The sequence below is a fragment of the Ruegeria sp. AI2 genome (genome assembly GCF_056541275.1).
Map to the genome: position 1 here is coordinate 39,817 of NZ_JBQFYB010000001.1, position 17,824 is coordinate 57,640.

15 protein-coding genes and 1 tRNA gene are annotated in these 17,824 nt (G+C 57.1%); 5 read left to right on the top strand and 11 right to left on the bottom strand.

Annotated elements, in window-relative coordinates; translation table 11 throughout:
• Window positions 1-5: 5 nt before the first annotated feature.
• The 5 genes from ACR0LL_RS00190 to ACR0LL_RS00210 all read left to right on the top strand — a co-directional run bounded on the left by ACR0LL_RS00190 (window position 6) and on the right by ACR0LL_RS00210 (window position 5,988).
• Window positions 6-878, top strand: a complete 873-nt coding sequence (locus ACR0LL_RS00190; RefSeq protein WP_480582785.1) for a MurR/RpiR family transcriptional regulator — start codon at window positions 6-8, stop codon at window positions 876-878.
• 103 nt (window positions 879-981) lie between these two features.
• Window positions 982-1,055: transfer RNA gene (locus tag ACR0LL_RS00195), tRNA-Gly, on the top strand.
• Between the two features lie 127 nt (window positions 1,056-1,182).
• A complete protein-coding gene (locus ACR0LL_RS00200) occupies window positions 1,183-3,003 on the top strand; it encodes an ABC transporter transmembrane domain-containing protein (protein ID WP_480582788.1) in 1,821 nt (606 codons plus the stop codon).
• A 159-nt stretch (window positions 3,004-3,162) separates the two neighbouring features.
• Window positions 3,163-5,052, top strand: coding sequence for an acyl-CoA synthetase (locus ACR0LL_RS00205; RefSeq protein ID WP_480582791.1), 1,890 nt, complete (start codon window positions 3,163-3,165; stop codon window positions 5,050-5,052).
• A 12-nt stretch (window positions 5,053-5,064) separates the two neighbouring features.
• The gene (locus ACR0LL_RS00210; RefSeq protein WP_480582794.1) at window positions 5,065-5,988 is read left to right on the top strand and encodes an alpha/beta hydrolase; all 924 of its coding nucleotides are present in this window, start codon (window positions 5,065-5,067) and stop codon (window positions 5,986-5,988) included.
• 10 nt (window positions 5,989-5,998) lie between these two features.
• Here ACR0LL_RS00210 and ACR0LL_RS00215 read toward each other — a convergent pair whose 3' ends face one another.
• The 11 genes from ACR0LL_RS00215 to ACR0LL_RS00265 form a co-directional block, all read right to left on the bottom strand.
• A complete protein-coding gene (locus tag ACR0LL_RS00215) occupies window positions 5,999-6,835 on the bottom strand; it encodes an alkaline phosphatase family protein (RefSeq protein WP_480545784.1) in 837 nt (278 codons plus the stop codon).
• 156 nt (window positions 6,836-6,991) lie between these two features.
• Complete coding sequence (locus ACR0LL_RS00220) at window positions 6,992-8,629, bottom strand: ABC transporter ATP-binding protein (protein WP_480582797.1); 1,638 nt, start codon at window positions 8,627-8,629, stop codon at window positions 6,992-6,994.
• Complete coding sequence (locus ACR0LL_RS00225) at window positions 8,626-9,441, bottom strand: ABC transporter permease (RefSeq protein WP_267364877.1); 816 nt, start codon at window positions 9,439-9,441, stop codon at window positions 8,626-8,628. The genes ACR0LL_RS00220 and ACR0LL_RS00225 overlap by 4 nt, the downstream gene beginning before the upstream one ends.
• A complete protein-coding gene (locus tag ACR0LL_RS00230; RefSeq protein ID WP_209504642.1) occupies window positions 9,441-10,397 on the bottom strand; it encodes an ABC transporter permease in 957 nt (318 codons plus the stop codon). The genes ACR0LL_RS00225 and ACR0LL_RS00230 overlap by 1 nt, the downstream gene beginning before the upstream one ends.
• A gap of 15 nt (window positions 10,398-10,412) precedes the next feature.
• Complete coding sequence (locus tag ACR0LL_RS00235) at window positions 10,413-11,999, bottom strand: ABC transporter substrate-binding protein (protein ID WP_480582800.1); 1,587 nt, start codon at window positions 11,997-11,999, stop codon at window positions 10,413-10,415.
• 234 nt (window positions 12,000-12,233) lie between these two features.
• The gene (locus ACR0LL_RS00240; RefSeq protein WP_480582803.1) at window positions 12,234-13,337 is read right to left on the bottom strand and encodes a glycerate kinase type-2 family protein; all 1,104 of its coding nucleotides are present in this window, start codon (window positions 13,335-13,337) and stop codon (window positions 12,234-12,236) included.
• Window positions 13,337-13,774 (bottom strand): D-aminoacyl-tRNA deacylase, encoded by a 438-nt coding sequence (gene dtd, locus ACR0LL_RS00245; protein WP_480582806.1) that lies wholly within the window; start codon window positions 13,772-13,774, stop codon window positions 13,337-13,339. The genes ACR0LL_RS00240 and dtd overlap by 1 nt, the downstream gene beginning before the upstream one ends.
• Before the next feature lie 41 nt (window positions 13,775-13,815).
• A complete protein-coding gene (locus ACR0LL_RS00250; protein WP_480582808.1) occupies window positions 13,816-14,484 on the bottom strand; it encodes a nitroreductase in 669 nt (222 codons plus the stop codon).
• Between the two features lie 65 nt (window positions 14,485-14,549).
• A complete protein-coding gene (locus ACR0LL_RS00255; protein ID WP_480582811.1) occupies window positions 14,550-15,653 on the bottom strand; it encodes a TFIIB-type zinc finger domain-containing protein in 1,104 nt (367 codons plus the stop codon).
• A gap of 47 nt (window positions 15,654-15,700) precedes the next feature.
• Entirely contained in the window at window positions 15,701-16,849 is a 1,149-nt protein-coding gene (locus ACR0LL_RS00260) for an SPFH domain-containing protein (protein WP_480582813.1), read from the bottom strand.
• Between the two features lie 22 nt (window positions 16,850-16,871).
• Window positions 16,872-17,792, bottom strand: coding sequence for a DUF2927 domain-containing protein (locus ACR0LL_RS00265; protein ID WP_480506381.1), 921 nt, complete (start codon window positions 17,790-17,792; stop codon window positions 16,872-16,874).
• Window positions 17,793-17,824 lie beyond the last annotated feature (32 nt).

A 17,824-nucleotide genomic window follows, 5' to 3' on the forward strand; every position in this document is an offset into this window, starting at 1 on the left:
TGCCTATGGCCACCGTTGCGAAACTTGTCAAACAACGGATACAGGAAGAGCTTGACGATCTGACACGGTCAGAACGGCAGCTGGCCTCAGTACTTTTGCAGGATTACCCGATGACTGGCTTGCAATCGATCACCAAGCTGGCCGCTGCGGCGCAGGTCTCGACCCCGACGGTCATACGTATGGCTCGCAAGCTGGGTTTCGACGGTTTTCCCGCCCTGCAGGAAGCCCTGCGAGAGGAGGTGGCGGCACAGATCAAAAAGCCGATCTCTAAACGGGATGCCTGGGTTGTGGATGACGAGGCGGAACATCCCACAACGCGGTTTGCGCAGGCCGTTTGGACAAATATGCGCCACACGCTGGAACGTCTGGACAAAGAGATGTTCGACACCGTTGCCCAGCTTCTGGCTAACACGGATCGCCATCTTTACGTCGTGGGCGGGCGTATCACACGTTCAAATGCGGACTATCTGTTCAATCACATGCAGATTATTCGACCCAATGTGACGATGCTGGGCAATTCGGCAAACGTTTGGCCGCAGTACCTGCTTGATATGGATGAAACCTCGGTTCTGGTGATTTTTGATATCCGCAGATACGAGGCCTATCTCGAGAAGCTGGCGCAGGTCGCGTCCAACCGCGGTGTGACGGTTATCCTGTTCACCGACCAGTGGGGATCACCGATAGGCAAGACCGCCAATTACACCTTTCACGCACTGGTCGAGGCACCATCCAGTTGGGATTCAACAATTGCATTGCAGTTGATATCGGAAACCCTGATCGCTGAAGTGCAAGAGGCGCGGTGGGAAAAAAGCAAGGAACGCATTGAGGAACTTGAGCGGTTTTTCTCCTCGACGCGGATATTCCGCAGTCACGATTGAAGGCCGTACATCCACCGGGAAATATCACGGTTTTGGTCGCGTGAATTTTCACACTTCCCGCTTGACGCGCCCCGGCGCATGACTTAACCAGCGCAAACCATTTGCGGGTATAGCTTAATGGTAAAGCCCCTGCCTTCCAAGCAGGCTATGTCGGTTCGATTCCGTCTACCCGCTCCAATCCCCACTGATTTCTGCGTCAAATGGCCCTTATGGCTGGCTGTTTTTGGCAGGAATGCTTGACCGGAACGACGGCTGAGGCCAAGAAAGCGTTCACTTTGTAGCGTTCAATTCACAAGGGCCGGACATGGCAAGACAGACCGCCAATAAACCAGCACAATCAGCGGCTCCTGGCGCTAGCGAAGAGCGGGCCCGCTCAAGGAAAATCGGGGTGCTGGGGTCGCTCTGGCCCTTTATGAAGCCTTACAGGTTATTGATGATCGGGGCGACACTGGCGCTGATCCTGACGGCCAGCATGACGTTGACCCTGCCATTGGCCGTGCGACGCGTGGTTGACAATTTCCGCATTCAGGACGGTGAATTGCTGGACTGGTACTTTTTGGCAGCGTTGGGCATTGCCGCTGTTCTGGCTGCGGGAACCGGTATCAGATATGCGTTGGTCACACGGTTGGGGGAACGTGTGGTTGCCGATATCCGCAAGGCTGTGTTCGATCGCGTGATCGGCATGAGCCCCGAATTCTACGAACGTATTATGACCGGTGAAGTGCTGAGCAGGATTACCACCGACACGACCCTCATCCAATCGGTTCTAGGCTCATCCGTGTCCATCGCGCTGCGCAATATGCTGATGTTTATTGGCGGGCTGGTTCTGATGCTGTTGACCTCGGCCAAGCTGACCGGGCTTGTCTTGCTGCTTATCCCCGTGGTGGTGGTGCCGATATTGATTCTGGGTCGGCGTCTGCGCGTGATCAGCCGTGAAAACCAGGATTGGATCGCTGCGTCATCCGGAAATGCGGGCGAGGCATTGGGGGCGGTACAGACGGTGCAGGCCTTTACCCACGAACAAGCCAGCCGCCAGCAATTCGATGAGATGACCGAGATGTCCTATACTGTTTCACTGCGTCGGATTCAGACCCGTGCAGTGCTGACGGTGATTGTGATCTTTCTGGTATTTTCAGGTATCGTCGGCGTTCTGTGGATGGGTGCAAATGACGTGCGCAACGGTGTGATGACCGAAGGCGTTCTGATTCAATTCGTGATCTACTCGATCATCATGGCGGGTTCTGTTGCGGCCCTGTCCGAGATTTGGAGCGAGCTTCAGCGCGCAGCCGGAGCCACCGAGCGTCTTGTCGAGTTGCTGCATGCCGAAGATACGGTTTCCGACCCCGTTAACCCCGCTCCTTTGCCAAAGGACGTCCGAGGCGAAATCCGGTTCGAAGATGTCAGTTTTCGCTATCCCGCGCGCCCTAATACAATCGCGCTGGATCACTTGTCGCTTCAGGTAAACCCGGGCGAGACCGTTGCCTTTGTCGGGCCGTCAGGGGCGGGCAAGACGACGATCATTCAATTGATTCAACGATTTTATGACCCGAACTCAGGCCGGGTGATGTTGGATGGCCATGATCTGCGGGAATTGGATCGCACAGATTTCCGGAAGTTTATGTCTTTGGTGCCGCAGGATCCGGTGATCTTTGCCGCCTCAGCCCGCGAAAACATTCGCTTCGGTCGTCTGGACGCAACGGATGCCGAAGTAGAAGCCGCAGCCCGTGCCGCCATCGCACACGATTTCATTGCCGCCTTGCCCGATGGGTATGACAGTTTTGTCGGCGAACGCGGTGTCATGCTGTCGGGTGGGCAAAAACAGCGTATCGCAATCGCCCGCGCCATTTTACGCGACGCACCTGTGCTGCTGCTGGACGAGGCGACCTCGGCTCTTGATGCGGAGAGTGAGCGAGCGGTGCAGGGCGCCGTGGATCAGATGCGTGCCGGTCGCACGACCCTGATCGTCGCGCACAGATTGGCGACTGTAAAGAAAGCCGACCGTATTGTCGTGCTGGAAGAAGGCCGTATCGTGGCGCAGGGCAGCCATGATGATCTGGTGTCCCAAGATGGGCTATATGCGCGCCTTGCACGACTGCAGTTCACAGATGGCGTTGCGGCAGAATAGGAGTGACGCGCGGGCATTTGTCAATTCGCCGTAGCGTCATTCTACATTTTACCCCCTTTGAAGGCTAAGGCCTCGCTTGCGCGAGGGTTGTTTTGCTTCCATCTTGGTTGCGAACAACAAGCTCGTGCAAAAACACGGGAGAAAAACGGGAGGAACCACATGGCCTTTGTGGGATTGGAAGACAAGACGCGCATGGAACAGGAAATGTCGTGGGAGGATCGGGATCTGCCTGTCACCTTCCATCAGCTCCTGTCGCGCACGGCGGGGAAGTTCCCGAACCACAATGCCATCAGTTTTCAGCTTTTTTCTGGCCCCAATGACAAAGCCGAAACCCTGACCTGGTCTGAACTTCTGGGCAAGGTCAATCAGGCGGCAAACCTGTTTCGTGCGCTGGGTGTGGGTGAAAAAGATGTGGTGGCCTATGTGCTGCCAAACTGTAACGAAACACTGATTACCATGATGGGCGGTGCAGTTGCGGGGATTGTGAACCCGATCAATCCGTTGCTGGAGCCCGAACAGATTGCGGCGATCCTGCGCGAGACAGGCGCCAAAGTGGTTGTTACATTGAAGTCTTTCCCGAAAACGGATGTTGCCCAGAAGGTGGAAGAGGCGGTGCGCCACGCGCCCAAGGTCAACACCATTCTGGAAATTGACCTGAATCGGTACCTGACGCCGCCCAAATCGTGGCTGGTTCCCTTCCTGCGCCCCAAGATGGGCGAAAAGGAAAAACTGGCACATGCGGACTACAAGAGTTTCAACAAGGAACTTGCCAAGCAACCAACGACGCTGACATTCGAGGACAGCAAGGACGATCGCGTTGCTTGTTTCTTCCACACCGGTGGGACCACCGGGATGCCCAAGGTGGCGCAGCATAAATACTCGGGCCTGATCTACAACGGCTGGCTGGGCAACACGCTGTTGTTTGACGAGAATGACGTCATCATGTGCCCGCTGCCGATGTTCCACGTCTTTGCAGTGCATGTGATCGTTATGGCCGCCGTGTCGTCGGGTGCGCATGTGATATTCCCGACACCTGCAGGTTATCGCGGTGACGGTGTATTCGACAATTTCTGGAAGCTGATAGAGCGCTGGAAGGTGAGCTTTATCATCACTGTTCCAACCGCGATATCAGCCAAGATGCAACGCCCGGTGGACGCAGATATCTCAAGTGTGAGAACCGCCTTTTCGGGTTCAGCGCCACTGCCGGTGGAGTTGTTCCGCCGCTTCGAAGAGGCGACGGGCGTCACCATCGTCGAAGGCTACGGCCTGACCGAGGCCACCTGTCTGGTCTCGTGCAACCCCGTGGATGGCGAGAAAAAGATCGGTTCGATCGGTATTCCGTTCCCCTATACGGATGTCAAAATCCTGCTGGATGGGCCGGATGGGCCGACAGAGTGCGGCACTGATCAGATTGGTGAGATCTGCATCTCGAACCCCGGTGTGTACGCAGGCAACACGTATTCTGAGGCCGACAAGAACATTGGTCTTTATCACTTTGACAAATACTTGCGTACGGGCGATCTGGGGCGGTTTGACGAAGACGGCTACCTTTGGATCACCGGTCGCGCCAAGGACCTGATCATTCGCGGTGGCCACAATATCGATCCTGCCGAAATCGAAGAGGCACTGCTGGGTCACAATGCGGTTGCCTTCGCGGGGGCGATCGGCCAGCCGGACGCGCATTCGGGCGAAGTGCCCTGCGCCTATGTCGAATTGGTCGATGGGGCGTCGGTCACTGAAAATGAGCTGCTGGAATATTGCAAGGTTCACGTGCATGAGCGTGCCGCGCAACCCAAGCACATTACCATTCTTGACGAGTTGCCGAAAACTGCGGTCGGCAAGGTATTCAAGCCGGACCTGCGTAAAAAGGCCATCACCCGCATCTACAACGGTGCTCTTGACGCTGCGGGTCTTGCTGCGCGGGTTGTTCTGGTGATCGACGATAAGAAGCGCGGCCTTGTCGCGCAGCTTGACGCGAACGGATCTTCGGAAGACGATGTCGCGAAAGTCCTAGGCGCATACACCCGGCCCTGGGAGTGGTCCAAATAAGTTGGAGGAACAATGGACTATGAACGCCTGATCGACGAAGAAACCTGGGCGTTCATACGCCGCACGGCTGAAAGCTATCCCGATGATGCGGTCGATTTGTCCATCGAGGACCAGCGTCGCGTCTATGACGCGATGTGCAAGAAATTTCGCCAACAGCGCCCTGCCGGTGTCGAAACTCAGGACCTGTACGCCGATGGGGTGCCGGTCCGCCATTATACATCCGGGCAACCGACCCGAACGATCGTCTATTTCCACGGCGGCGGGTTTGTTGTTGGCGGGCTGGACAGCCATGATGATGTCTGTGCCGAGTTCTGTGCCCAAACGGGATACCGCGTCGTTTCAGTTGACTACAGGCTGTGCCCTGAACATGTGCATCCGGCGCAATTCCAGGATTGCTGGACGGCTGTGAAGTGGGCGGCGGCAGAGTATGGCGACCCGCTTGTCCTGGCCGGGGATAGTGCAGGTGGAAATCTGGCTGCAGCTATCGCCCACCATGCGCGCGGGCGGCTGGACAATATACTGGGGCAGGTGCTGATCTACCCCGGTTTTGGCGGAGACCAATCGCGCGGCTCATATCTTGAGCACGCCCATGCCCCTTTACTGACACTGGACGATATTAAATTCTACGAAACCGTCCGATACGCAGGTACCCCGCCTCAGGGCGATCCGACTTACGCGCCCTTACAGGACAATGATTTCTCGAAACTGCCGCCTACTGTTGTGATTACCGCTGATTGTGATCCGCTCCGTGATGACGGGAAGGTCTATTGCGAGCGGATCAGCGCAGCTGGTGGTCTGGCCCATTGGATCAACGAACCTGGCCTTGTCCATGGGTACCTGCGCGCGCGAACCTCGGTAAAGCGCGCAGCAGACAGTTTCGAACGGATCTCGATCGCAATCGAAGCACTTGGGCAAGAAATCTGGCCCTACGACTGACGCCAGCCAGTTACTTCAGGAAAGGCTTAGCCTTCATCGTCTCTGCGAGGGGCGCACCCAAACGGTTCAGAATGGTCGGGGCCAATTGGATCTGGTCGATTACGGTTTCCGTGTCAGGCCCGTCGGCATCGCCGAAGTAATAAAGCGCGGTTTCCTGTTGCAGTGGGCTGCGCCCACCGTGGTGTCCGCGCTCGTCCTGACCGTGATCGGCGGTGACGATCACCTCATACCCTAGTTGGCGCCAGCGTGGGATGAACGGGGCCAGCATCTCGTCTGCAACAAAACAGGCATGATCCATTTCCTCGCAGTCGTGATAGAAACGGTGACCCATGCTGTCCAGTGTGCAGGTGTGCAGGATTCCATAGTCCAACCCAAAGCGCAGACACAGATTGGTCAGGGTCGCAAACAGATCGACGTCGGACGGGGTCATCTGATTGTCTTTGCCGTAACCGGTCATGCTGTGAAAGCGACCGTGATTGATGGTCTGGCTCTCTGGCTCGTCATATTCGACGTCGCGGACATAGTCGAACGGGTGGCGGTTGAAGAACTGCGACCAAAAACTGTGCGTTACTGCCCCAGTCACGCCGCCGGCCTCACGTACCTGGCTAAAGATATCCTTGTGGCTCAGGCGAAAAACGTTGCCGTTTCCGGTGCAGCCGTGTTCTTGCGGGGTTACGCCCGTATGGATCGATGCATAGCAACTGGCCGAAGTTGAAGGCAGCACCGCGCGGTGCTTCCACACCCGAGCTTCGCCGCTGTCGACCCAACCTTCCAGGTTGCCGAACAGGCGGCGGAAGTTCCGGTATGGTACTCCGTCTAGGATGATCAATAGTAGTTTACGGTCCATGGTTCGGCCTTTTGATCTGAGTATTTCATGCGGACGATACGCGAGTTGAAACCATGCGCCTGCCAAATCGCGTCCCAAATAATAAATTCCCGACGTCAGCCAAGATGCAAAACGCCGGGAATCCATTTCTTCAAAGTGATGTTACAGGCGCAGAGATCAGTTCCCCGCGCTTTCCATTTTGCGATGGGCAACGACCTCTTCCAGCCAGCCCAGATGCATCTCGGGCACCGAGCTCAGCAGCAGGTCTGTATAGTCGTCGAATGGCGGGCTGAGCACCTGGCTCTTTGGGCCATAGCGCGCCACGCGTCCCTGATACATCACCGCGATGCTGTCGCTGATCGCCCGAACCGTCGCCAAATCGTGGGTGATAAACAGGTAGGCCACATCCTCGATCTTCTGCAAATCCAGCAGCAGCTTGAGGATACCGTCCGCCACAAGCGGGTCGAGCGCCGATGTCACCTCGTCGCAGATGATCATCTTGGGCTTGGCCGCCAAAGACCGCGCGATACACACGCGTTGCTTCTGGCCACCGGACAACTCGGCTGGGTAACGGTCGATGAACTTCTCGCCCAACTCGATCTCGTCCAGCAACTCGACGACCCGTTTGCGTTTTTCGGCACCACGCATGTTGAAGTAGAACTCCAGCGGGCGCCCGATGATCGTGCCGACGGTCTGGCGCGGGTTCATTGCCACGTCAGCCATCTGATAGATCATCTGCAACTCGCGCAGGTCCTCGCGGGATCGTCCGGCAAGATCAGGCGAAAGCTTGCGTCCAGCAAACGTAATCTCGCCATCGCGCGGTGGCAACAGGCCGGTGATCACCCGAGCGAGAGTCGACTTACCAGAACCGGATTCGCCCACAACTGCCAGCGTCTGCCCCGGATGAAGCTCGACATTGACGTTGTGCAGCACGTCGAAATTCAATCCCTTGTAGCGCGCGGTGATACCGTCAACGCTCAACAGCGGTTCCGCTGTGGGCTGTTTTTCCTCGTGCTCGATCGAACGGACCGAGACCAGAGCTTGCGTGTACTCTTCCTGCGGGTTGTTGATGATCTGATCGGTTGACCCGTATTCAATCGTATTTCCCATCCGCAGAACCATGATTTCGTCGCTGACCTGCGCCACGACCGCAAGGTCGTGCGTGATGTAAAGAGCAGCAACACCGGTATCGCGAATGGCTTCTTTGATTGCCATCAGCACGTCGATCTGCGTGGTCACATCCAGCGCCGTGGTAGGTTCATCGAACACCACCAGGTCAGGTTCGGGGCACAGCGCCAGCGCAGTCATGCATCGCTGCAACTGTCCGCCTGAAACCTGGTGCGGGTAGCGGTCACCGATATTATCCGGGTCGGGTAGGCCTAGTTTGGCGAACAGTTCCCGCGCGCGGCCTTCGGCCTCTTTTCGCGAAAACTTCTTGTGCTCGACCGCAGCTTCGACAACCTGATCCATGATCTTCTTGGCCGGGTTGAACGACGCGGCAGCGGATTGCGACACATACGCAACCTCACCCCCGCGCAGATTGCGGATATCGCCATGTGACGATTTCAGGATATCGCGCCCATTTACCCAAACCTCGCCGCCAGTGATTTCAACACCACCCCGGCCATAGGCCATGGAAGCGAGGCCGATGGTGGACTTACCGGCCCCGGATTCTCCGATCAGCCCCAGAACCTTGCCGCGTTCGAGGTCAAAACTGACCCCGTGCACGATTTCGATGTCATGGGGTTTTTCACCCGGTGGATAGACCGTTGCACCGATCTTGAGGTCACGGACCTTGAGAAGGGTATCACTCATCCCCGACCTCCTTTCAGCGATGTGGTTCGGTTCAGGATCCAGTCAGCCACAAGGTTGACCGAGATCGCGAGCGTCGCGATGGCAACAGCCGGGTACAAAGCTGCGCCAATGCCATACACGATGCCATCCTTGTTCTCTTTCACGATGCCGCCCCAGTCGGCCAGCGGGGGCTGGACGCCCAGCCCCAGAAACGAAAGGGTCGAGATGAAGAGGACCATAAAGATGAACCGCAGCCCGAACTCGGCCACCAGCGGTGACAGGGCGTTCGGCAGGATTTCACGGAAGATGATCCAGGCACGGCCTTCGCCGCGCAATTTGGCGGCCTCGACATAATCCATCACGTTGATGTCGACAGCAACCGATCGCGACAGACGATACGGGCGTGTCGCGTCCAGAAGGCCCATCACCAGGATCAGGATCGGGACCGTCACCGGGACGATGGCAAGAATGACAAGTGCCAGGATCAGCGTCGGGATCGACATGACCAGGTCAACCGCCCGGCTGAGAACCTGATCAGCCCAACCGCCCAGAACCGCAGCCAGCAAACCCAGCGACGTGCCGGTTACAAAGCTGAGGATCGTAGCCGCAGCCGCAATGAAGATCGTCGTGCGCCCGCCGTAGATCATGCGCGTGAGCAGATCCCGTCCAATATTGTCTGTGCCCAACAGATGTTCTGCGCTTGATGGCTCCCACACATCGCCAACCACTTCGGCCATACCGTAGGGCGCAATAAGCGGTGCAGCCAAGGCGACAAAGAAATAGAGACCTGTGAACAACAGACCGATCATTGCCGAAATTGGAATATTTTTCATCATTTCGGATGCCTCAGTCTTGGGTTGGCCAGGATCGATACGATATCGGCCACCATGTTCAGCCCGATATAGACGGCGGCAAAGACCACACCACACGCCAGTACGACCGGCACGTCACGTTTGGTTACCGAGTCCACCAGGTATTGCCCCATGCCGGGATAAACGAACACCACTTCGACCACGACAACACCCACGACCAGATAGGCCAGGTTCAGCATCACCACGTTTACAATGGGCGAGATCGCGTTCGGAAAGGCGTGTCTCGCGATGACCTGAAAGTTTGACAACCCCTTCAGTTCCGCCGTTTCGATATAGGCCGACTGCATCAGGTTGAGGATCGCCGCGCGGGTCATGCGCATCATCTGCGCCAAGACCACCAGCGTCAGCACGAAAGCGGGCAACGCGATCGCATTGAGTTTTTGCCCGAATGACATCGAGTCATTGATCATCGCAAGCGAGGAAAACCAGCCCAGCTTTACCGAGACATAGTAGATCACCACGTAGCCGATCAGAAACTCTGGTATCGACACTGTCGTAAGCGTGATGGCAGAGATTAGCTTGTCCGGCCAGCGGTTGCGGTAGCGGACTGCCAGCAAGCCCAGGAAGATGGCAAGCGGAACCGAAACCACGGCTGCGGCGCATGCCAGAAACAACGTGTTGCCCAACCGTTTGCCAATGCTTTCCGCAATGTCCAGCTTGTTGGTCAGGGACTGACCCAAATCACCTTGAACGATACCGCCCAGCCATTCGAAATAGCGGGTCAGGGCAGGCCGGTTCAGGCCCATTTCTTCGCGCAGGTTTGCAAGGGCCTCGGGGGTTGCGGACTGCCCCAGGACGGCTTGCGCTGCGTCTCCGGGAAGGGCTTCGGTCAGGCCAAAAATCAGAGCCGAAGCGCCAAACAGCAATAAGAGTCCCAGCGCGAGGCGCTGGGAAACCAGTTTGATGATAGGATGCATGATCCGTGGCCCGTTTTAGACGAACCACATTTTGCGGGACATGTTGCCGTTCATCATCTCTTGGTTCGGGTCTGATTCCCAACCATCCAGCTGATTACTGACGCCTTCAACAAAGTTGTTGAACATTGGGCAGATCAAGCCGCCTTCGTCGCGGACCATACGGCCCATCTGGCTATAGATGCCTTTGCGCTTTTTTGCATCCAGCTCTGCACGCGCCGCAAACAACAGATCGTCAAAGGCCTGAACTTTGAAACGAGTGTCGTTCCAATCCGCAGTTGACAGGTAAGCGGTAGTATACATCTGGTCCTGTACAGGGCGACCACCCCAGTACGATGCACAGAAGGGCTGGACGTTCCAGACTTCGGACCAGTAGCCATCGTTGGGCTCACGTTTGATTTCCAGTGGAATACCAGCTTGCGCAGCGGTTTGCTGGAACAGAGCAGCGGCGTCGACAGCACCTGGGAAGGCACCATCCGCAACACGCAGGATAATCGGCGAACCATCGTGGCCGGACTTCTTGTAGTGCTCGGCCGCCTTTTCGACACTGAATTCGCGCTGCTCGATTGTTTCGTCAAACAGTGGGTAGGCCGCGTTGATTGGCATATCATTACCAATCGAACCGTAGCCTCGCAGAACCTTGTCTACCAGGTCTGCCCGGTTGATGGCGTACTTCAGCGCGGTGCGCAGTTCATTGTTATCAAACGGTGCCGTGTCACAATGCATGATGAAGACATAGTGACCGCGACCAGCGGTTGAATGTACGGTCAGGTTGGGTGCGCGGCCCAACAGGTCGGCAACTTTGGGTTCCACGCGGTTGACCGCGTGGACCTGTCCGGATTGCAGGGCAGCGGTACGCGCAGTTGCGTCGTTGATGACGATGACTTCGACACTGTCGAAATTGCCGTAATCGCTGTTCCAGTGGTTTTCGTTCTTTGTAAACAAGTGACGCACACCGGGTTCGTCAACTTCCAATTTGTACGGTCCAGTCCCGATACCTGCCCCTGGATTATCCATACCGCCATCAGGCTGAATGATTAGGTGGTAATCGGCCATTAGATAGGGCAGGTCGGCGTTTGGCTCGGTCAGGGTGACCTGGAAGTTGTCGCCATCAGCTTTCATTGACTCAATGCCCTTCATGATGCCCAGGGCACCGGACTTGGAGTCTTCGTTCGAGTGGCGCTGCATGGTTTTCAGCACGTCTTCGCTGGTCATGGTCTTGCCGTTGTGGAATTCGACACCCTGACGCAGCTTGAAAGTCCAAACCTTGGCATCAGCGCTGCCTTCAACACTTTCCGCCAGACGAGGTTCGATCGAACCGTCCGGTGCAACTTCGACAAGCTGGTCACCAAACTGTTTACCGTTCTGGAAGGGAACAGAGCTTGCGTAGGTCGCCGGGTCCAGAGAGTTAGTGGATTCACCACCCTGAAGACCAAATTTCAAATCACCGCCCTTTTTCGGGCCAGCAGCCCGAGCGGCGTCTGCGAACATTGTGCTGGCCATCGCAGCCGAAACACCCAGCGCCGCGGCTTTCCCCATGAATTCGCGGCGGGTCATTTTTCCGGCTGTGACCTGACCGGCCATATGCGTGATTTGTTCGTTCATCGAGTATTCTCCCTATCGAGTGGTTTTAACCCTTTTCGGGTTTTTGTTGACGCATGAGTCAACGTTGACTTATTTCGGCGGACCGGGCAAGGGTATTTCTCCTTGATGCCGAAGGCCGAAGCGCAAGTAACTTTGTTTGGCGCGATGCCCTTTCCACAAGAATATTATGATACAATTCTGTTTCAGGCCAGTTTCCGGGCCTTTACGGTCTGGGGTGGTGTGATATGCGTCAGTTCATCCACGTATTGCGACAACCAAGTCCATGACATTGGTGCCAGTTGGCCCGGTTGTCAGCAAGGCTTGGGCTTTGTCCAGAAACGACCCGCTGTCAGCATTAATAAGCGCGGTCATCCCGCTGTCGTTCCATGTTGCACCGGTAATGATTCCCCCTGCCGCATTGGTCGGTCCGTCTGTGCCGTCCGTTCCGCCGACAACAACTGTCAGGTTTGGCTGCCCGGCAATCTCCTGCGCCAGCGCAAGTGCCAGTGCTTGGTTTCGTCCACCGCGCCCAGGGTGATCCGGCAAGACCACAGTCGGTTCCCCACCGAAGACCATCACGCCTTTTTCCATTCCGCGCAGCAGTTGGCCAAGATGTGCGGCGACCTTCAGATAGTCATCATGCAGCGCCTCTTCATTGGCCCAAACCTTTAGCCCAGCTGCTTCGGCGGCTTGCACAACCGCATTGCGGGCATGGGCGTTTGAGGCCACGATCCGAGTGGTGGCCCCAAATGTGTGGCTGGAAGGCAAAGCGCCGATACCCGATCCAATGACATTGAGGTCGTCGCCCGGTACGTCCGAGATGGCCAGAACAGTCGCGCGCGCGCCCGCAAAGTGCGACAGTAACCCCCCGCCTTTGATGCGGGACAGTTTGCGCCGCTCAGCGTTCATCGCACCGATATCCATCCCCTCTGAAAGCAACTTGCGGTTCAATGCTTCGAGATCGCTCAGTGATTTTCCGGGCAAAAGGTCTTCGGCCAGCGAAGATGCGCCACCCGACACCAGAAGCAGCACATGTGATCCGGGGTCCATCTGTTCCAGCGCCTTACGCAGAGCACGCCCGCCTTCAAGGCTGCGGTTGTCCGGAACCGGGTGCGAGGCTTCGATCACCTCGACAGTGTCCGGCAAGTCACGGCCGTGATCGTCCTTGGTCACAACAAGCGTGGGAACCGTGCCGAACCGCGCCAAGGCCGCCCGTGCCATGGCGGCGGCGGGCTTGCCTACGGCCAGAATACGGTCCGGTTTCGGGATGTCGTGCAGGGCGGCCTCGGTGGCGGTGTATCCATCAACGGCCTCAACCCCGGCGCGCCAAAGTTGAACGGCTTGCTTTTCAGTATCCATCAAATCTCCACCCAGATTGTGACCGGTCCGTCGTTGACAAGTTCAACGGCCATGTCGGCCCCGAATTGTCCAGTTTCCACCGCTACACCTTGCGCAGCAAGGTAGTTTGCGAAGGTGTTATACAGATGCTCGCCCAGTTCGGGCGGTGCTGCAGTTGAAAACCCCGGCCTGTTACCGCTTGTTGTATCTGCCGCCAGTGTAAACTGGCTGATCACCAAGGCTGACCCTTTTACATCCAGAAGCGAGCGGTTCATTTTGCCCGCATCGTCCTTGAAAATCCTGAGTCTGGCGGTTTTCCGGGCCAGTTTTTCAGCCTGGGCTTCATCGTCACCCTGCATGGCGCAGACAAGAATCAAAAGCCCCGGACCGGTTGCGCCAATGACATTGCCATCGACCGATACTTTGGCTTGCGAAACTCTTTGCAGCAATGCGCGCACGCGGTTCCCCCCCTTGGCGATTATCTTGCCTGAGCGATGGTTTAGCCGCGCCAGTCGACAAAGTCACCCAGCGCGGCACGATCTGTGCGAAAGTTATTTGCGGGATGCTTTCTGTCTGAATATCCAAAGGAGATTGCGCACAGGATCAGACGGTCTTCCGGGATCTGAAAATATCTGTGCAGGAACGGGCCATACGCAGCTAATGCGGCCTGAGGAATGGTTGCCACGCCCAACGCCTGTGCTGCCAACGAGAAAGCCGTAACAAACCCTCCGCAATCCATTGCGCCATATGGTCCAAGTTCCGCCGGGCTTGAGACGATGGCGCAATGCGGTGCGTCGAACAGAGCGAAGTTGCGCATCATTTGTTGGGCCGATCCTGCCCGGTCCCCGCGTTCCACGCCGACTGCTTCATACAGCGCCCAACCGCACGCGCGGCGGCGGTCTTGATAGACGCCGGAGTATGACGCGGGAAACGGAAGATCGGGGGCCGGTGCGCCTGTTTCAGCTTCGTTTTGCATCGCAGCACGGAACCTGTCGGTCTCAGCGGCGCTTGTGATTACCAATTGCCACGGCTGCGCGTTACACCAACTTGGGACCCGGGCCGCGCTGCCCACGATTTGTTCGATCTGCTCTTTTGGCACAGGATCGGGCAGGAAGGCCCGGCAGGAATGACGTTTCTCCAGAAGGTTATTCAGTTCTGCAAATGACACGGGCGCCTCGTTTCTACGTCTCGACCCTTAGGATGATCATGCCGTGCGTTTTGTACAAGTGGTTGTTATTGCTGCCCGTTAGCCACCAGATATCCGACAACCCCGGCAACCAGCAGGCCCAGAACAACGGCAATCGTGATCTTGATGGCGGACCAGGGGCGTTCCCCCTGAACCCGTCCGGTTCGGCCGTTCACCACAAATCGATAGGTCTGCCCGCGATATTTGTAGGCCGCCATCCAGATTGGCAGCAGAATATGTTTGAAGGTGACATCGCGCACCTCAGTGTCCACCGCGTGGATACGTTGCTTGTCGCCCCCAATATCGAAGCGAACATCCCGTTCGATCACGCGCGCCATATGCGCGCGGGCCTCGGTATAGCCCTCATTTAGTTCAACTGTATATGCCTCGGCGCGAAATCCGGCGAGGTATTCTGGCTGGTAAGATTCAAGTGCCGGCAGATCCCAAGGCTGCAACGCGTCAGTGTAAGCCTTGGGCAACGACTGCGAAGCCAGCACCAGGACATCGTCAAAAAACCGCGCAACACGACCCGATTTGGGCGACCAGCGCACCTTTGGTACTTGTTGCTGAACCCGTTTACCATCCCGCATCACAGTGTGGGTTTCATAATAGATCACGCCGCGCTCACCACGGTAGGCGGATTTGGTGTCGGCATCAAAGGTCCAGTACGGCACATAAATGCCCTGCATCTTGCGGCCCTTGCGGGCATAGTCCTTCAACCCGTTTGGCGCGAACCATAACCGCCCCAGCCAATCGCTCATCGCCTTATGCGCCTCGCGCTCGTCGAAAGCAAAAGGCAGAACGCCCTTCGGCTTGATATGCCGGTTCACGCCGGTGTCGGTTACCACCGGCGTGGCGCAGAACGGGCATTCCGCAGCGTGCGTGTTGGGGTCGAATTCAACCTGCGCTGCGCAGTTCGGACAGGACAGAACGCGGGTCTGTTCAAGCTCGCTGTCAGGCAGACGGTCCGCAATGGCCGCGTCAAAATCCAGTTCGCGCAGGCTGGCACCTTGCCACGGACCCGATCCGATAGGTTCGGAATGACCACAATGATCACATGTTAGCGTACCATTGCTAGGACTGAACCGGTAATCCGCGCCGCATTGCTGGCAGGGGAAGCGGTGCTCTGCAAGGTCAGGGGCGTGTGTCATACATTACCCAGAAGTGTCAGGACAGATGGAGGAGTATCGCGTTTTGGTCAGGCGGCCGGCGGCGGCGGAGGCAGAATGGTGAACAGTTGTGCAAGTTCCTGCACGTCTCCGGCTTTCTTCCAGCCGTCCTGGCCTGCGGTCCATACATAGGTCTCGCGCGTCAGATCGCCTTCGCTGGCCATACGGCCCATCCTGGCCTTGGAAAACGGGCCGCTGGTCTGCCCATCCACGGCAATATGCCAAACATGCTCAACTGGTGGCGGGGGCGGCGGGGCCACATGGGCTGCCGGTCGTGGGGCAGCGGGGGCAGGCGATCCCCACGGGCCGCTTGGCTGGCCCGCTGCCATGTTCGACATCTGCTGTGCCATCGCCATGCCCATTCCCATGCCAAGACCTGCGCCCATGCCACCGCTCTGGCTGGGGTTGCTGGCCGCAGCCGTCATCGCCTCGGCTGCGGAATACTGTGTGAATTTGCCCAGATCTCCGGCCAATCCCATCGAGGTCCGCTTGTCCAATGCGGCCTCGACCGCAGGCGGAAGCGAGATGTTCTCGATGTAGAATTCCGGCATCTCCAGCCCATAGCCTTCCAGCACTGGGGAAACTTCGGCCGCGATCAATTTGCCCAGATCAGCCGTGTTCGCTGCCATGTCCAACACAGGAATGCCAGACCCCGAAATAACGCGGCTGAACTCCTGCACGATGATGTTGCGCACCTGAAAGCTGATCTCGCTCATGGTGAATTCGCCGTCAGTTCCGACGATTTCAACAAGGAATCTGGCCGGGTCTTTGACCCGAACGGTATAGGTGCCATAGGCGCGAATGCGGGTCGGACCAAACTCGGGGTCGCGCAGCATGATCGGGTTCTTGGTCCCCCATTTCAGGTCGTTGAACCGGGTCGTGTTGACGAAGTAGATCTCGGACTTGAACGGCGACTGAAAGCCATGATCCCAGTGCTGTAATGTGGTCAGGATCGGCATGTTGTTGGTCTCAAGCATATAGAGACCTGGCGTGAACACATCTGCCAATTGCCCTTCGTGCACAAATACAGCCGCCTGACCTTCGCGCACCGTCAGCTTGGCACCGTATTTGATTTCATGGCCTTCACGCTCGAACCGCCAGACCATGATGTCGCGAGTGTCGTCAACCCAATGGATGACGTCAATGAATTCTCCGGTCAGAAAATCGAATATTCCCATTTGGGTTCTCCTGTCCTTGGGGTCAGAGCGGCTGCCCCATCAATTCCCGGGCAATGACATGCACGATGGGGCGGGCCTGATCGACTGTCACGCCGGGCTCAAGCCGCTTGTCATAAAGCATTGTCAGCAGTTTTTCATCATGGCTCGTCAGCAGGGCAAACTCGTCATCATCATTGAAGATCGATGGGCGCGCTGCCGGGCTATCGTTCGACAATCCCAGCCCCTGTGCGATTTCTTCGTGGATACAACTGCGACGGACCAGATCAGTCAATTCGGCCCGGATCAACGCAACGGCGCGTACATATTTATACGGAGACGCCGTTGTCGCCGAGGCAAAAACAAAACAATCGAAATTCGATCTCGGATTTGCGACCAGATCAAGCGAAGCCTGACTGATATTCGGGATCAGCTGTTTCAGTCGTGACACCACATAGGTGCTGTCGTCCTTGCCCGCGAAGAAGACGTGGAAATTTGCGTTTCGGGAGACCACGGAAATCGGATGATCCGTCAGCCTCGCCAGGCGCGAGGCAAAGGACTGAACCCGTTCCGCATCCTGTTCCCGTACAGCAGGCAGCACGGAAGGCCCAAACTCAGTCTGGATGCGCACCGGTCCCGACCAACGGCTGAGCTGCCCGTCTGTCTGGCGCGAACCGATGGAAACGTTTTGGGTCGGATATTCGCTGTAGAACGCAATCGCTTCGAAATTTCGCGCCAGATCCTGGGCGTCATAAGGCGTATCGGGCCCGCCCCCGTCTGTCCGCAATAACCCCCGCACCAGAAGGTCGCGTTCGACACGCTGGTAAAACCGCGCCAGATCCTGACTTGCGGCAGAGGGCGGTACATAGGCATTCGCCGCAACAGAAACAGGCGCCGGGCGCGCTTGCGGCGCAATCGAGGATGTCAGTGTTTCATCGCAATTGGCCAAAGCCAAAAACGCCGCCATCCCCAGCGCCTTTTTCAGATATGTAATATCCC

What these genes read in the sequence shown, in the direction of transcription:
- ACR0LL_RS00190 (WP_480582785.1), top strand. Translation starts at nt 6, where the DNA reads ATGGCCACCGTTGCGAAACTTGTCAAACAACGGATACAGGAAGAGCTT.
- ACR0LL_RS00200 (WP_480582788.1), top strand. Translation starts at nt 1,183, where the DNA reads ATGGCAAGACAGACCGCCAATAAACCAGCACAATCAGCGGCTCCTGGC.
- ACR0LL_RS00205 (WP_480582791.1), top strand. Translation starts at nt 3,163, where the DNA reads ATGGCCTTTGTGGGATTGGAAGACAAGACGCGCATGGAACAGGAAATG.
- ACR0LL_RS00210 (WP_480582794.1), top strand. Translation starts at nt 5,065, where the DNA reads ATGGACTATGAACGCCTGATCGACGAAGAAACCTGGGCGTTCATACGC.
- ACR0LL_RS00215 (WP_480545784.1), bottom strand. Translation starts at nt 6,835, where the DNA reads ATGGACCGTAAACTACTATTGATCATCCTAGACGGAGTACCATACCGG.
- ACR0LL_RS00220 (WP_480582797.1), bottom strand. Translation starts at nt 8,629, where the DNA reads ATGAGTGATACCCTTCTCAAGGTCCGTGACCTCAAGATCGGTGCAACG.
- ACR0LL_RS00225 (WP_267364877.1), bottom strand. Translation starts at nt 9,441, where the DNA reads ATGAAAAATATTCCAATTTCGGCAATGATCGGTCTGTTGTTCACAGGT.
- ACR0LL_RS00230 (WP_209504642.1), bottom strand. Translation starts at nt 10,397, where the DNA reads ATGCATCCTATCATCAAACTGGTTTCCCAGCGCCTCGCGCTGGGACTC.
- ACR0LL_RS00235 (WP_480582800.1), bottom strand. Translation starts at nt 11,999, where the DNA reads ATGAACGAACAAATCACGCATATGGCCGGTCAGGTCACAGCCGGAAAA.
- ACR0LL_RS00240 (WP_480582803.1), bottom strand. Translation starts at nt 13,337, where the DNA reads ATGGATACTGAAAAGCAAGCCGTTCAACTTTGGCGCGCCGGGGTTGAG.
- ACR0LL_RS00255 (WP_480582811.1), bottom strand. Translation starts at nt 15,653, where the DNA reads ATGACACACGCCCCTGACCTTGCAGAGCACCGCTTCCCCTGCCAGCAA.
- ACR0LL_RS00260 (WP_480582813.1), bottom strand. Translation starts at nt 16,849, where the DNA reads ATGGGAATATTCGATTTTCTGACCGGAGAATTCATTGACGTCATCCAT.
- ACR0LL_RS00265 (WP_480506381.1), bottom strand. Translation starts at nt 17,792, where the DNA reads ATGGCGGCGTTTTTGGCTTTGGCCAATTGCGATGAAACACTGACATCC.